At 67.6% G+C, this 13,796-nt stretch carries 11 protein-coding genes; 8 read left to right on the forward strand and 3 right to left on the reverse strand.

The annotated features are described in order from the left end of the window. The first annotated feature begins 65 nt into the window (after positions 1 to 65). On the forward strand, positions 66 to 386 hold the full coding sequence (locus J2R76_RS27175; protein WP_028337556.1) for a PilZ domain-containing protein: 321 nt from the start codon (positions 66 to 68) through the stop codon (positions 384 to 386). A 125-nt stretch (positions 387 to 511) separates the two neighbouring features. Continuing rightward, positions 512 to 1,234, forward strand: a complete 723-nt coding sequence (locus J2R76_RS27180) for a nucleotidyltransferase family protein (protein ID WP_057020444.1) — start codon at positions 512 to 514, stop codon at positions 1,232 to 1,234. A gap of 12 nt (positions 1,235 to 1,246) precedes the next feature. Here J2R76_RS27180 and J2R76_RS27185 read toward each other — a convergent pair whose 3' ends face one another. Together J2R76_RS27185 and J2R76_RS27190 are read right to left on the reverse strand one after the other, a co-directional pair. Beyond that, positions 1,247 to 2,260, reverse strand: a complete 1,014-nt coding sequence (locus tag J2R76_RS27185; RefSeq protein ID WP_076833815.1) for a DUF2891 domain-containing protein — start codon at positions 2,258 to 2,260, stop codon at positions 1,247 to 1,249. Beyond that, entirely contained in the window at positions 2,257 to 3,180 is a 924-nt protein-coding gene (locus J2R76_RS27190) for a hypothetical protein (RefSeq protein ID WP_244558982.1), read from the reverse strand. Before J2R76_RS27190 ends, J2R76_RS27185 begins: the two co-directional genes overlap by 4 nt. A gap of 93 nt (positions 3,181 to 3,273) precedes the next feature. Here J2R76_RS27190 and J2R76_RS27195 point away from each other — a divergent pair, with 93 nt between their 5' ends. The 6 genes from J2R76_RS27195 (at position 3,274) to J2R76_RS27220 (ending at position 13,031) form a co-directional block, all read left to right on the forward strand. Next, positions 3,274 to 4,194, forward strand: a complete 921-nt coding sequence (locus J2R76_RS27195; RefSeq protein ID WP_076833811.1) for a LysR family transcriptional regulator — start codon at positions 3,274 to 3,276, stop codon at positions 4,192 to 4,194. Positions 4,195 to 4,274: 80 nt separating this feature from the next. Further along, complete coding sequence (gene addB, locus J2R76_RS27200) at positions 4,275 to 7,421, forward strand: double-strand break repair protein AddB (RefSeq protein WP_076833810.1); 3,147 nt, start codon at positions 4,275 to 4,277, stop codon at positions 7,419 to 7,421. Then, complete coding sequence (gene addA / locus J2R76_RS27205; protein ID WP_253625203.1) at positions 7,415 to 10,891, forward strand: double-strand break repair helicase AddA; 3,477 nt, start codon at positions 7,415 to 7,417, stop codon at positions 10,889 to 10,891. Before addB ends, addA begins: the two co-directional genes overlap by 7 nt. Positions 10,892 to 11,007: 116 nt before the next feature. Next, positions 11,008 to 11,328 carry a thioredoxin gene (gene trxA / locus J2R76_RS27210; RefSeq protein ID WP_016847387.1) on the forward strand — a complete coding sequence of 107 codons (321 nt, stop codon included), beginning with the start codon at positions 11,008 to 11,010 and terminating at the stop codon, positions 11,326 to 11,328. A gap of 96 nt (positions 11,329 to 11,424) precedes the next feature. Next, positions 11,425 to 12,489, forward strand: a complete 1,065-nt coding sequence (locus J2R76_RS27215) for an ATP-dependent DNA ligase (RefSeq protein ID WP_256521255.1) — start codon at positions 11,425 to 11,427, stop codon at positions 12,487 to 12,489. 83 nt (positions 12,490 to 12,572) lie between these two features. Then, on the forward strand, positions 12,573 to 13,031 hold the full coding sequence (locus tag J2R76_RS27220) for a DUF2231 domain-containing protein (protein ID WP_076833804.1): 459 nt from the start codon (positions 12,573 to 12,575) through the stop codon (positions 13,029 to 13,031). 5 nt (positions 13,032 to 13,036) lie between these two features. On the opposite strand, the gene J2R76_RS27225 is transcribed toward J2R76_RS27220, so the two are convergent. Continuing rightward, positions 13,037 to 13,777 (reverse strand): metallophosphoesterase, encoded by a 741-nt coding sequence (locus J2R76_RS27225; RefSeq protein ID WP_253625205.1) that lies wholly within the window; start codon positions 13,775 to 13,777, stop codon positions 13,037 to 13,039. Positions 13,778 to 13,796: the final 19 nt, after the last annotated feature.

A 13,796-nucleotide genomic window follows, 5' to 3' on the forward strand; every position in this document is an offset into this window, starting at 1 on the left:
TCCCCTAAGGTTGCGGAGCCCGCACCTGATCCATGGCGCGGCCGGATCTGGAGCGGGACCACACGATGGGGACGGAACGACGCAAGGGCGATCGTGTCACGTTTGAGCGCGGCATAGCAGCGCACATGATGGGCATCGACGGCACCTGGCGGCGCGACTGCACCATGGAAGACGTGTCGGAGACGGGCGCCAAGCTCTCCGTCGACGGCTCGGTCGAGGGCCTGAACCTGAAGGAGTTCTTTCTGCTGCTGTCGTCCACAGGATTGGCCTATCGCCGCTGCGAGCTGGCATGGGTCAATGGCGACCAGATCGGCGTCAACTTTCTCAAACAAGGCGACAAGAAGAAGAAAACCGCCAGACGCGGCACGCAAGCTGCCGACGTCTAGGCCAGGGTCGTCATTGCCGTCTTGCGGCCGTCATGTCTCGTGACTATGGCGTCTGATTGATGTGCTTGCCGAATCGCCGTGATATGATCGGCGCATGAGAGATGATGACCGAGAATATCCGGAAGATGCCCGTCACTCCCCATAAAGCCATGGTGCTCGCTGCGGGCCTCGGCGTGCGCATGCGCCCCCTGACCAACACGATGCCGAAGCCGCTGGTCAGCGTCGCCGGCCAGCCGCTGCTCGACCATGTGCTCGACAAGCTCGCCGGCGCCGGCGTCAGCGAAGCGGTCGTGAACGTGCACTATTTGCCTGACCAGATCATCGAGCACGTCAAGCCCCGCAGCCGTCCGCGCGTGATCATCTCCGACGAGCGCGACCAGGTGCTCGGCACCGGCGGCGCGGTAGTGAAGGCGCTGCCGCTGCTCGGCGATGCGCCGTTCTATCATCTGAACGCGGACACGATGTGGATCGACGGCGTGCGCTCCAATCTGGCGCGGCTCGCGGAAACCTTCGATCCCGCGCGGATGGATATCCTGCTGCTGATGGCGCCGACCGCTACGAGCATCGGCTATGGCGGGCGCGGCGACTATTCGATGTTGCCGGATGGCGCGTTGCGCAAGCGGCGCGAGCACCAGGTGGTGCCGTTCGTCTATGCCGGCGCCGCGATCATGTCGCCTGCGCTGTTCGCCGACGCGCCGGCCGGCGAGTTCTCGCTGACCAAGATGTTCGACCGCGCCAACGAGCAGGAGCGGCTGTTCGGCCTGCGCCTCGACGGCGTCTGGATGCATGTCGGCACTCCGGACGCGATCCAGGCTGCGGAAGAAGCTTACCTGGAAAGCGTCGCGTAGGCGGCGCCTTCGTCAGCCATCGGCGTCGATCGCGAGCACCGCGAAGCTCGCAAGCCAGTGTTCACCCATATAGTCGCTGGCGATATACGGCAGGCCGGCGTCGAGATGCCGGCGCGCGGCATCCTGCAGGATCGGACGGCGCGCATCGGCCGCCGGCAACGCACCGGCCAGCGCCCGCCAGCACCATGCGCGGCTGAGATTGAGCCCGTCGAGATGTGCCAGCTTGCCATCCGAGCGATCGGTGACCGTGGCGGGCCGGAACAGGGTTGCGGGTTCGCGCAGCTCGAGCCGCGGCAGGAAGCGGTCGAACCAGGGCAGGAAGTCACCCGGTGCCAGCAGCCGGCGCATGCACTCCGCTTCGATCAGCGCGGACGACTGGAAGTCATCACCGCTCGGCTCACCCCAGGCGGGGCAGTCCTGATCGGCGCCGTACCAGCGCAGCGCTGTGTCGCGCAACAGCGCACTGAGCGCATCGTCCTGTGTCACCGCGGCGTAGTCGGCTGCCATGCGCAGTCCGAACGCGGTGTTGAAATGGGTGCCGACCCGCACCGGATAGGTGGCGAGCGGCAGGAAATCGCGGTAGCGCTGCGCGAAGATCTCGGCGAGCGGAGCGATCCGATCGCGCCAGTTGGTGTTCTCGACGAGCGAGAGCTCTGCGGCGAGCTTCAACAGCCAGCCCCAGCCGTAAGGCCGCTTGAAGCCGCGCGCGGTCGGGGCGGCGAGATAGCTGCATTCGGCCGCGATCTTCTCCGCAACGAACTGCGCGTCGAACAGCGCGCGGATATCGTCCGCCGCCTCGGATGAGGGATAGCGGCGCAGCAACCGGGCAAGCATCCAGTAGCTGTGGACGCAGGAATGCCAGTCGTAGCTGCCGAAGAACACCGGATGCAGCTCGCGCGGCGTGCGCGCATCCTGCGGCCCCGCCAGCACGTGATCGGGCTTGTTCGGATATTCGCGCGTGACATGGCCGAGCGCGATGCGCGCGAAACGGACGGCGAGGTCTTCGGTCAGGATCGTCGCGCTCATGGTGAGGCATTCTCCTTGCGCTCGCGGCGAACAAGCATCTCGATCAGCCGCGGCGTCATATAGATCGGAAACTGCGTGGCGGCGAAGAACAACGCCGTCATCGGCGACACCGCGGCGCCCATCGCCGACCAGACCAGTCCGACATTGCGGTTGCCGAGAACGAGGCCACTTGTCAGCCGTGCAGCCAGATTGCCCGGCGTGAGCAGCGCGCCACACAATTGCAGGGCAAGATTGCAGGCGAAGGCAAGGCCGACGCAGGTGAACGCGGCGGCCGGTTGCGCTTCGATCTGGGTGCGCACCCCGGCCATGGTGGCGATCGCGAACAGCAGCAGCGAGGCCAGCACGAGCGCGTCGATGATGCGCGCATGCTGCACCAATCGTGCAGCGGCCTGACGGCGCAACAGCAACGCCAACGCGCCGGCGCCGCCAACCAGGAAGACCAGCCGCGTCGCAAGCGCCAGCGGATCGAGCGCGAGACCGGCAAATCCCGCGGCGATCAGCGGCACGGTAACCGGCGCCAGCGCCATCGACAGCAGCGTCACGGCAAGCGGAATGGTCGCATCGAAGCCGAGCATGCGCGCGACGGCCGCCGTGCCGCTCGACGGTGGCGCACACACCGACAGCACCAATGCGACGATCAGCTCGGGTCGAAAGCCGGCGCCGCGCGCGGCAAGGCCGACTGCAAGCGGGCTCGCCAGCATGGCCAGCGCCGGCAACAGCAGCCAGACCAGCGGCCGCTGCAACGCGCGCCGGAACGCCGTGCCGTCGACCTGGAGGAAGGTGCCGAGCACCAGGACGAAGATCGCCGCCGCCATCAGCGGGCGGGCGCCGTCCGCCAAGGCGGGGAAAGCCAATCCTGCCAGCACGCCGATGATCAGCAGTGTCGGCCCGCTTGGCACCAGCCTCGCAAATCTCGCCAAATTCCTGGGTCCCGTCGTCATGTCCGGCCAATGAGCATAGGCCGGGGCAAATCATTGTTGAAATCGATTATTCTTATAAGCATTATTGCTATAATGAATTTATCCGCCGTCGATCTCAACCTGCTGGTCGCCTTCGAAGCGCTGATGGAGGAGCGCCACGTCACCCGGGCGGCCGAGCGCATCGGGCTCGCCCAGCCGTCCATGAGCAGCGCGTTGCGAAGGCTGCGTGCGCTGTTTGCGGACGAACTGTTCCTGCGTGCCGGCGCGGGCATGCAGCCGACCGAAAAGGCGCTGGCGCTGGCCGGGCCGATCGGCGACGCGCTGCGGCAAATCCGGAGCGCGCTGGTGCCCGATCAGGGCTTCGATCCGGCGATCGCGCGACGGCGCATCACCATCGCCGCGACCGACTACGGCGATCTCGTCGTGGTGCCGGAATTGACCCGGCTGCTGCGCATCGAAGCGCCCGGCATTGACCTTGCGGTGCGCCCGCTCACCGATGCGACGGTGGCGCTGGCGAAGCTGGAGCGCGGCGAGCTCGATGCCCTGATCGGCGGGCACCTGCCGGACTCGCCGCGCTGTGTCCGGCACCGGCTGTTCGAGGAACGCTTCGTCTGCGTCCGCGATACCACGCGCACGAACCGATCGGAGCGCCTCAGTCTGGAAGATTACGCGACCTTGCCGCACGCGCTGTTCTCGGCGGCCGGCGGCGATGGCCTGCCGAGCGTGATCGACGCGCTGCTGGCGCGCCATGGACTGAAGCGACGGGTGGCGGTGACGCTTGCGCATGTGGTGGCCGTTCCGTTCGCCGTGGTCGGCACCGATCTGATCGCCACGATGTCCGAGCGCATCGCCCGGCGCTTCACGCATCTGGCCGACATTGCCGTCGTCGCGCCGCCGATCGACATCCCCGCCTTCGCGATCGACCTGATCCATACGAGCCGCGCCGCCCGGGATCCGGCGCTGCGCTGGTTCCTGGATGCCGCCGATCGCTGCGCCGGCCGATTGCGATATTGAGCGGTGACGGTTCTCCGACAGGGGTGGCTAACGACGGTCGCCGCTCCCTATATTGGCGCCGGATTCGAATCAGGCAGCCCATGCGCGTCTTCAGTGTTCCCGTTTCTGCGCCGTTCCTGCGGACCGTCATCTCGGCGCTGGTCGATGGCCGGCTGGTCGCGGGATTCGAGGCGCAGAGCGATCCGGCAAGGCTCGCCAACGCCACGCTGTATCTGCCGACCCGCCGTGCCGGGCGGCTGGCGCGGGAAATCTTCCTCGATGTGCTCAAGTCGGACGCCGCCGTGCTGCCGCGCATCGTCGCGCTTGGCGACATCGATGAGGACGAACTCGCCTTCGCCGACCAAAGCGAGGACGTCGGCGGCGCCGCGCCGCTGGAGATTCCGCCAAGGCTGGGCGAGCTCGAGCGCCGGCTGACGCTGGCGCATCTGGTCGCCGCCTGGGCGAAGACGCCGGTATCGGCGCCGCTGGTGGTCGGCGGGCCGGCCTCGACGCTGCAACTCGCCGGCGATCTGGCGCGGCTGATGGACGACATGGTGACGCGCCGCGTCGACTGGCGCGCGCTCGACCGCCTGGTGCCGGACCAGCTCGACAAATACTGGCAGCACTCGCTCGACTTCCTGCGCATCGCGCGCGACGCCTGGCCCAGCTACCTCAAGGAGATCGGCCGGATCGAACCCGCCGCGCGCCGCGATCTGCTGATCGAGGCGGAGGCGGCGCGGCTGACCGCGCACCACGCGGGCCCGGTGATCGCGGCCGGTTCGACCGGCTCGATGCCGGCGACGGCGAAATTCCTGCACGCGGTGGCGAAGCTGCCGAACGGTGCCGTGGTGCTGCCCGGGCTCGACACCGATCTCGACGAGGACTCCTGGGACACGATCGGCGGCGAGCGCGGCGACGACGGCAGGTTCGTAACGCCGCCCTCGTCGAACCATCCGCAATTCGCGATGCACGCCTTGCTCGACCGCTTCGGCATCACGCGCCGCGACGTCGAGAGCCTTGCCGAGCCGGCGCCGCTCGGCCGCGAGGTGCTGGTGTCGGAGACGATGCGTCCCTCGACCGCGACCGCGCAGTGGCACGACCGGCTGGAACGGCCGGAGATCGTGGCGCGGATTTCCGCCGGGATGACCAACCTCACCGTGGTCGAGGCGCCCAATCCGGAAATGGAGGCGCTGGCGATCGCGGTTGCGATGCGCGAGGCGCGGCATCTCGGCAAATCGGCCGCGCTGGTGACGCCGGATCGCGCGCTGGCGCGCCGCGTGATGGCGTCGCTGACGCGCTGGAAGCTCGAGTTCGACGATTCCGGCGGCGATGCGCTGATCGAGACGCCGGCCGGCGTGTTCGCCCGCCTGACCGCGGAGGCGGCGGCCAAGGGGCTGGAGCCGCCGACGCTGCTCGCGCTGCTCAAGCATCCGCTGTTCCGGCTCGGCGGTTCGCGTGGCGCGCTGCGGCGCGCGATCGAGGTGCTGGAGATCGCGCTGCTCCGCGGCACGCGGCCGCAAGCCGGGACCGGCGGCCTCGCCCGCGACTTCGCGCGCTTCCGCGCCGAGCTGGTCAAACTGCACGGCGGCGAGACCTCGTCGCTGCACGCCATGGAGCCGCGCGCCCGGCTGCGCGACAACGAGCTCAACCGGGCGCAGGACCTGATCGCCAGATTGCAGGCGGCGCTGGCGCCGCTCGAAGGCATGGCGTCGTCAAAACCCTATGATTTCGCGGAGTTGGCCGCGCGCCACCGCGAGGCCCTGATCGCGCTGTCCGGCGACCAGAACGGCGTTGCCGTCGTGTTCGAGGAGCGCGCCGGTGCGTCGCTGGCGTCTGCGTTCGACGAGCTGCTCGCCAAGCAGCAGCCGAGCGGGCTGATGACGCCGCTCGCCGATTATCCCGAGGTGTTCCAGACCGCGTTCGCCGACCGCATGGTGCGGCGGCCGGAATCGGCGCGCGCGCAGCTCAACATCTTCGGCCAGCTCGAAGCACGTCTCACCGAATCCGATCGCGTCATCCTCGGCGGCCTGGTCGAGGGCGTCTGGCCGCCGGCGCCGCGGATCGATCCGTGGCTGAGCCGGCCGATGCGGCACGAGCTCGGGCTCGATCTTCCCGAGCGGCGTATCGGGCTTTCCGCGCACGACTTTGCGCAGCTGCTCGGCCATGACGAGGTGATCCTCACCCACGCCGCAAAAGTCGGCGGTGCGCCGGCGGTCGCCTCGCGCTTCCTGCATCGGCTCGAAGCGGTCGCCGGCGAGGCGCGCTGGAAGGCCGCGACATCGGCCGGCGAAACTTACGTGCAATATGCCGCCGAGCTCGACCGGCCCGACAAGGTCGAGCCGATCCCGCAGCCGGAGCCGCGGCCGCCGCGCGAGGCACGTCCGCTGAAGATGTCTGTCACCGCGATCGAGGACTGGCTGCGCGATCCCTACACGATCTATGCGCGCTACATCCTGCGGCTCGATCCGCTCGACCCCGTCGACATGCCGTTGTCGGCGGCCGATCGCGGCTCGGCGATCCACGAGGCGCTCGGCGAGTTCACGCAGGTCTATGCCGACGCGCTGCCTGCCAACACCCTGCTCACGTTGCGCGAGATCGGGGCCAAATATTTTGCGCCGCTGATGGAGCGGCCCGAGGCGCGAGCGCTGTGGTGGCCGCGCTTCCAGCGCATCGCAACATGGTTTGCCGAATGGGAGCAGGCCCGGCGCGGCCAGATCGAGGCCATCAAGGCCGAGATCCGCGGCGAGATCGGCATCCCGCTCGACGATGCCAGGACCTTCACGCTCTCGGCGCGCGCCGACCGCATCGAGCGGCGCGATGACGGCAGCTTTGCGATCCTCGACTACAAGACCGGCCAGCCGCCGACTGGCAAGCAGGTGCGCATGGGCCTGTCGCCGCAGCTCACCCTGGAAGCCGCGATCCTGCGCGAGGGCGGCTTCGCCGACATCCCGGCCGACTCCTCGGTCGGCGACCTCGTCTATGTCAGGCTGAGCGGCAACAATCCGCCGGGCGAGCAGCGTTCGCTGGAGCTGAAGATCAAGACCAACGACACGCCGCAGCCGCCCGATGAGGCCGCCGACAGCGCGCGGCGCAAGCTCGAGGCCCTGATCCGCGCCTTCGACGACGAGCAGCAGGCCTACACCTCGCTGAACCTCTCGATGTGGGCGAACCGCTACGGCGCCTATGACGACCTCGCACGCATCAAGGAATGGTCCGCCGCCGGCGGCCTGGGGATCGAGGAATGGTGAAGGCGCCCCGTCCGATTCCGCCCGCCGTGCGCGACGCGCAGGCGCGCGCGTCCGATCCGAAAGCGTCGACCTTCGTGTCGGCCAACGCCGGCTCGGGCAAGACCCACGTGCTGGTGCAGCGCGTCATCCGGCTGCTGCTGTCGGGCGTGCCGCCGGAAAAGATCCTCTGCATCACCTTCACCAAGGCCGCGGCGGCGAACATGGCCGAGCGCGTGTTCACGACGCTTGGCCATTGGGTGACGCTCGACGACGCCGGGCTCGACGCCGCGATCCGCGAGGCCGGCATTGCCCATCCTTCCGCCACGCTGCGGCGCGAGGCGCGCAAACTGTTTGCCTGCGCGCTGGAGACCCCCGGCGGCTTGAAGGTGCAGACCATCCACGCGCTGTGCACCCGCCTGCTGCAGCAGTTTCCGTTCGAGGCCAACGTGCCGGCGCGCTTTGCCGTGCTCGACGACCGCGACCAGAACGAGATGATGGAGCGCGCCAATCTCGCGGTGTTCCTCGAAGCCTCGCGGATTCCCGACAGTCCGATCGGCCGCGCGCTGCGGACGGCGATGGCAAATGCCGCCGACGTCACTTTCAAGGAGGTGGTCCGCGAGGCCTGCCTCAGCCGCGACCATTTCATGGCCTGGACCGATGCCGCCGGCAACGCCGCGGTCGCCGCAGCGCAGATGTCGGCCGCGCTCGGCGTCTCCGCCGATGATCGCATCGAGGAGGTCGAGCGCGAGATCGTCGACGGGCCGAACCTGCCGCGCGCGAGCTGGAAGGAGATGGCGACGCTGCTCGATACCAGCAGCAAGGCGGATCAGAAGCAGGCCGAACGGCTGCGGAGCGCGCTGACCTTCACCGGTGCAGCGCAGGTCGACGAATATCTCGGCGTCTTCCTGACCGATGAACGCGCCCCGCGCGCGTCTGTCGTCACCAACAGTTTCATCAAGAAGAATGCGGTCGCGGGCCATCGGTTCGAGGCGGAGATCGATCGGCTCGGTCCCTTGATCGAACGCCGCCGCGCCGTGGTCGCGCGCGACCGCACCGAGGCGCTGATCCACATCGCGACCGCGGCCGCCGCGCACTATCGGCGCGAGAAGGTGGAACGCGGCCTGCTCGACTATGACGATCTGATCGACAAGACGCTGGCGATGCTCGACCGCGTCTCGTCGGGCTGGGTGCATTACAAGCTCGACCGCGGCGTCGATCACGTGCTGATCGACGAGGCGCAGGACACCAGCCCGCGGCAATGGGACATCGTCGCGCACATCATCTCGGAATTCACCTCCGGCGCCGGCGCGCGCGACGGCCTGGTGCGCACCGTGTTCGCGGTCGGCGACGAGAAGCAGTCGATCTTCTCGTTCCAGGGCGCGGCGCCGCGCGAATTCGACCTGCGCCGGCGCGAGCTGAAGCGGCGGTTCGAGGAGGCCGGGCTGAAATTCGACCCGGTGTCATTCACCTATTCGTTCCGCTCGGGGCCGGTGATCCTGCACTCGGTCGACCATGTGTTCCGCGAGCAGGAGATCTTCCGCAGCATTCATGCGGTCGAGAACGGCTACCCGATCCACAACGCGATGGCCGATGCCGGCCCCAGCCTGATCGAGCTCTGGGATCTCGCGGTTGCCGACGATCGCCAGGACATCGAGGGCTGGCGCGCGCCGTTCGACGGCGTCTCGGTGACCAGCCCCGAGGTGAAACTTGCGCGGCGCATCCAGGCCGAGATCAAGCGCCTCGTTGCCAGCGGCACCATGACCGGCAGCGCCGGTGGACGGCGGCCGCTCAGCTACGGCGACATGCTGATCCTGGTGCGGCGGCGCGGCAACGCCTTCGACGCGGTGATCCAGGCGCTGAAGCACGCGGGCATCCCGGTCGCCGGCGCCGACCGGCTGAAGCTGACCGAGCACATCGCGATCATCGACCTGATGAACCTCGCCGACGCGCTGCTGCTGCCGCAGGACGATCTCGCGCTCGCGGTGGCGCTGAAGAGCCCGCTGTTCGGCCTAGACGACGACGATCTGTTCAAGCTGGCGTACCAGCGTCGCGGCTCGCTGCGCGAGGCACTGGCCGCGCAGGCGCCGACCGATGAGCAATTTTCGGCCGCGCTGCGCCGTCTCGAACAATGCGAGCGCCGCTTCGCCCAGGAGACGCCGTTCGCGTTCTACGCCTGGCTGCTCGGCGGCGATGGCGGGCGGGCGCGCATCCTGCGCCGGCTCGGCCATGAGGCGAACGACGCGCTCGACGAGTTCCTCGAGCTTGCGCTGAGCTATGAGCGCAAGGCGCCGGCCTCGCTGCAGGGCTTTGTCGCCTGGCTGCGCGCCGCCGACACCGAAGTGAAGCGCGACATGGAGATTTCGCGCGACGAGGTCCGCGTCATGACCGTGCACGGCGCCAAGGGCCTCGAGGCGTCGGTGGTGTTCCTGGTCGACACCACGACCTCGCCGTCGGACACGCAGCGGCTGCGGCTGATCCATCTGCCGCAGGGCAACGCCGCGCCGAACGCGCCCGGCGTCGTGGTGTGGGCCGGCAAGAAGGCCGAGGATCCGCCCGGCGTCGCCGAGGCGCGCAAGGCGATGCTCGGCGACACCGAGGACGAGTATCGCCGCCTGCTCTATGTCGCGATGACCCGCGCCGCCGACCGGCTGATCGTCGGCGGCTGCATGCCCGGCAACATGAACACGGTGCGGAAATCGTCCTGGTACGATCTGATCACCAAGGGGCTCGCCAATTCCGGGCTCAAGCTCGAGGAGCTGGAGACGCCAGGCGGCAAGGTGATGCGCTATTCGCGGCCGGATGACGTCGCCGATCTCACCGGTGCGACTGCGTCGGCGGCCGCGGTGCCGATCGCATTGCCGTCCTGGCTGCGTGCTGCGGCCGCACCGGAAGCATCGGCGGCGAGCATGCTGCGTCCGTCCGATCCGGCTGATGACGACAGCCATCCGATCCGAACCGGCGAATCGGTGCTGCTGCGTGCCCGCGCCCTGCAACGCGGCACGCTGGTGCACCGGCTGCTGCAGTCGCTGCCCGACGTCGCCCTCGAGCGGCGGCGCGCCGCCGCGCTCGGCTTCCTCGCGCGCAATGCCGACGGCTGGAGCGAACAGGAGCAGGTCGCGCTCGCCGATCAGGTGCTCGGCCTGATCGGCGATCCGCGCTTTGCCGCCGTGTTCGCGCCCGGCAGCCGCGCCGAGGTCTCGATCGTCGGGCGGCTGGAGCGGCCGGGCCAGCCGAAGGCGCTGGTGTCGGGCCAGATCGACCGCCTGGTGGTGACGCCGACCGACGTCCTGATCGTCGATTTCAAGACCAACCACGCTCCGCCCAGGACGGCAGCCGAGGCGCCCAGGGGCTACGTCCGGCAGCTCGCGCTGTACCGCGCGGTGCTCGCCAGGCTTTATCCCCAGCTGCCGGTGCGGGCCGCCCTGCTCTGGACCGAAACGACTGAAATCATGGAGATTTCCGCCCCCGCGCTGGACGCCGCCCTGGCATAAGTTCATGTCGGCGTGAGCAAGCTTGACCCGGCAAGGGGGCGTTCATAGGTTTGACCCATGCTCCCGGGCGCGATTCCCAACCGCGCCCTTTTGTCTCAACCGAACGAGGTACTCACATGGCCGTTGGCAAGGTTTCTGACGCCGATTTCGAAGCCGAAGTGCTCAAGGCGACCGGGCCGGTGGTCGTCGACTTCTGGGCCGAGTGGTGCGGCCCCTGCCGCATGATCGCGCCCGCTCTCGATGAGATTTCCGGCGCGATGGGCGACAAGGTCAAGATCGTGAAGCTCAACGTCGACGAGAGCCCGAAGACCGCATCGAAGTATGGCGTGATGTCGATCCCGACCCTGATGATCTTCAAGGGCGGCGAGATGGCGTCCCGTCAGGTCGGCGCCGCGCCGAAGGCCAAGCTGCAGCAGTGGATCACTGCTGCGGTCTGATCCCGCTTCTTCTGATTAATAAATTCGTGCACGGCCGGCGGATTCGCCGGCCGTTTGCGTTGGGACCGTGTGTGTTGCGTTTGAAGGTCCCGGCACTTGCCCTCCCCGCGTCAAAAGCCCGCTTCCAGGTCCACGCCGCTCGTTGCGATGGAGGCGCGCTCGGTCGATGCCATCCCGCGCGGCAAGGAGTGGCAGTACGAACCCAAGTGGGACGGCTTCCGTTGCTTGCTGAAACGCGAAGGCCGCAAAGTCGACCTGCGCTCGAAATCCGGCGAAGACCTCGCCCGCTACTTCCCGGAGCTGGTCGCCGCGGCGCTGAACGTGAAGGCCAGATCGTTCGTGCTCGACGGCGAGATCGTGGTGCCGCACGGCCGAACGTTCTCCTTTGACGATCTCCTGCAGCGCATCCATCCTGCCGCCAGCCGGGTGACGCGGCTCGCACAGGAAACGCCCGCCTTGTTTCTGACGTTCGATCTCTTGGCCGCGCCAACCATGAAGAAGCTTTCCGGCCAGCCCTTGAGCAAACGACGACCGCAGCTCGAGGCGTTCGCCAAGTCGCAATTGAAATCCAATTCCAGCTTTCGGCTATCTCCCGCGACGACGAGCTACGCGCTTGCCAGGAAATGGCTGGCGCGATCCGGCGGCGGCTTCGACGGCGTAATCGCCAAGCGCCTGGACCTGCCCTATCAGGCCGGCAATCGCGACGGCATGCAGAAGATTAAGAGGTTTGGGAGCGCCGACTGTGTGGTCGGCGGCTTTCGCTACGCCACCAACAGGATCGGCGACCGTCAAGTGGTCGGCTCGCTGCTGCTCGGCCTCTATGACGACGACGGCTTGTTGCATCATGTCGGCTTCACCTCCGCAATCAGGCAACAGGACAAGGCGGCGCTCACCGACCGTCTCGAGCCGTTGATTGCAAAGCCCGGCTTTACCGGGAATGCGCCGGGCGGCCCGAGCCGGTGGTCGACCGAGCGCTCGGCGCAATGGTGTCCGCTGAAGCCGAAGCTCGTGATCGAGGTCTGCTACGACCATTTCAGTGGCGATCGTTTCCGCCACGGCACCTCGATCCTGCGCTGGCGTCCGGACAAGGCGCCGAAGCAATGCTCGTTCGAGCAACTGAAGCAGAAGGCGGCCGACCCGATGAAGCTGTTGAGGGGATAACGGCACTGCCGTTGCGGTGCAGCGAATAGGAACCCGGACAGGCAGTCGATGTTGAGGGATCAAATGGCCCTCAGGAGGGACCCATGTCGAACCCCAGATCAACCGCGCAGGTCGCGGGACATCCTATCCATCCGATGCTTATTCCATTTCCAGTCGTATGCTTTGTTTTGACCTTCGTTGCCGATCTCGCTTTCTGGAAGACGGGCACTGACTTCTGGGCCAGCGCCTCGCTCTGGCTGCTTGGCATCGGCTTGATCATGGCCGCGCTCGCCGCCATCGCCGGCGTGATCGATCTCCTCGGAGACGATCAGGTCCGCAATCTTTCCGATGCATGGCAGCACGCCGGCGGCAATGTCATCGCGGTGCTGATCGCGCTCTACAACTGGTATTTGCGCTTCGAGCACGGCGCATCCGCCATCGTGCCGACCGGTCTCGCGCTATCGTTCATCGTGGTCCTGATCCTGCTGTTCACCGGCTGGAAGGGCTGGGAGATGGTCTATCGCGAGCATGTCGGCGTCTCGGATGAGGCGCATATCCATTAGGCAAGTCAGCGAATCCATCCCGTCGCCAGCGCCGAGGCGAGTTCGGCCTGGCCGTGCTGCCGCGCCAGCGCCGCCATTGCTGCGTGGTCGTAGGGGATGTGGCGGAAGGTTACGTCCCAGCCACCATCGACCTGTTCGAGGATCGCATAGCGCGCATCGGGCGAACCGGCCTCGACGACATGCGGATGCGGCTTGCCGGCGCGATAGCCGGGCGAGCCGACGCTGCCGGGATTGACGATCAGCCGGCCGTCGCGAAGTCGCATGGCGCGCGCGGTATGCGTGTGTGCGCAGAGGATCAGCGATTGCGGCACGCCGGCCGCTCTCGCCTCGATCGCTTCCAGCGGGGACATGCAGACTTCGCCGCCCGGCAGCACCGTCTCGAGCCAGTAGGTCTCGTCATCCTGGGGCGTTGCATGACAGAGGAAAACCTCGTCGCGATAGATCGAATTCGCCGGCAGCGTGCGCAGCCAGTCGAGATGCCGCGGCTCGAGCTGGGTATAGGTCAGCCGCTCCCAGGAGCCCATTTTCTCATGCGGGCGGTCGATCAGGTAGCGGTCGTGATTGCCGAGCAGATGGACCGCATCGAGCGCCATCAGCGTATCGATGGTGGGGCGGGCGTCGAGCGGCCCGCTCACCATGTCGCCGAGGTCGACGATGTCGGAAATGCCCTGCGCGCGGATGTCCGACAGTACGGCTTCGAGCGCGAGATGGTTGCCGTGGATGTCGGCGATCGCAGCAAAACGCATGATGCTCGTCCTCCCTCAT

It is taken from the genome of Bradyrhizobium sp. USDA 4532 (assembly GCF_024171315.1).
Classification (GTDB): domain Bacteria; phylum Pseudomonadota; class Alphaproteobacteria; order Rhizobiales; family Xanthobacteraceae; genus Bradyrhizobium; species Bradyrhizobium australafricanum.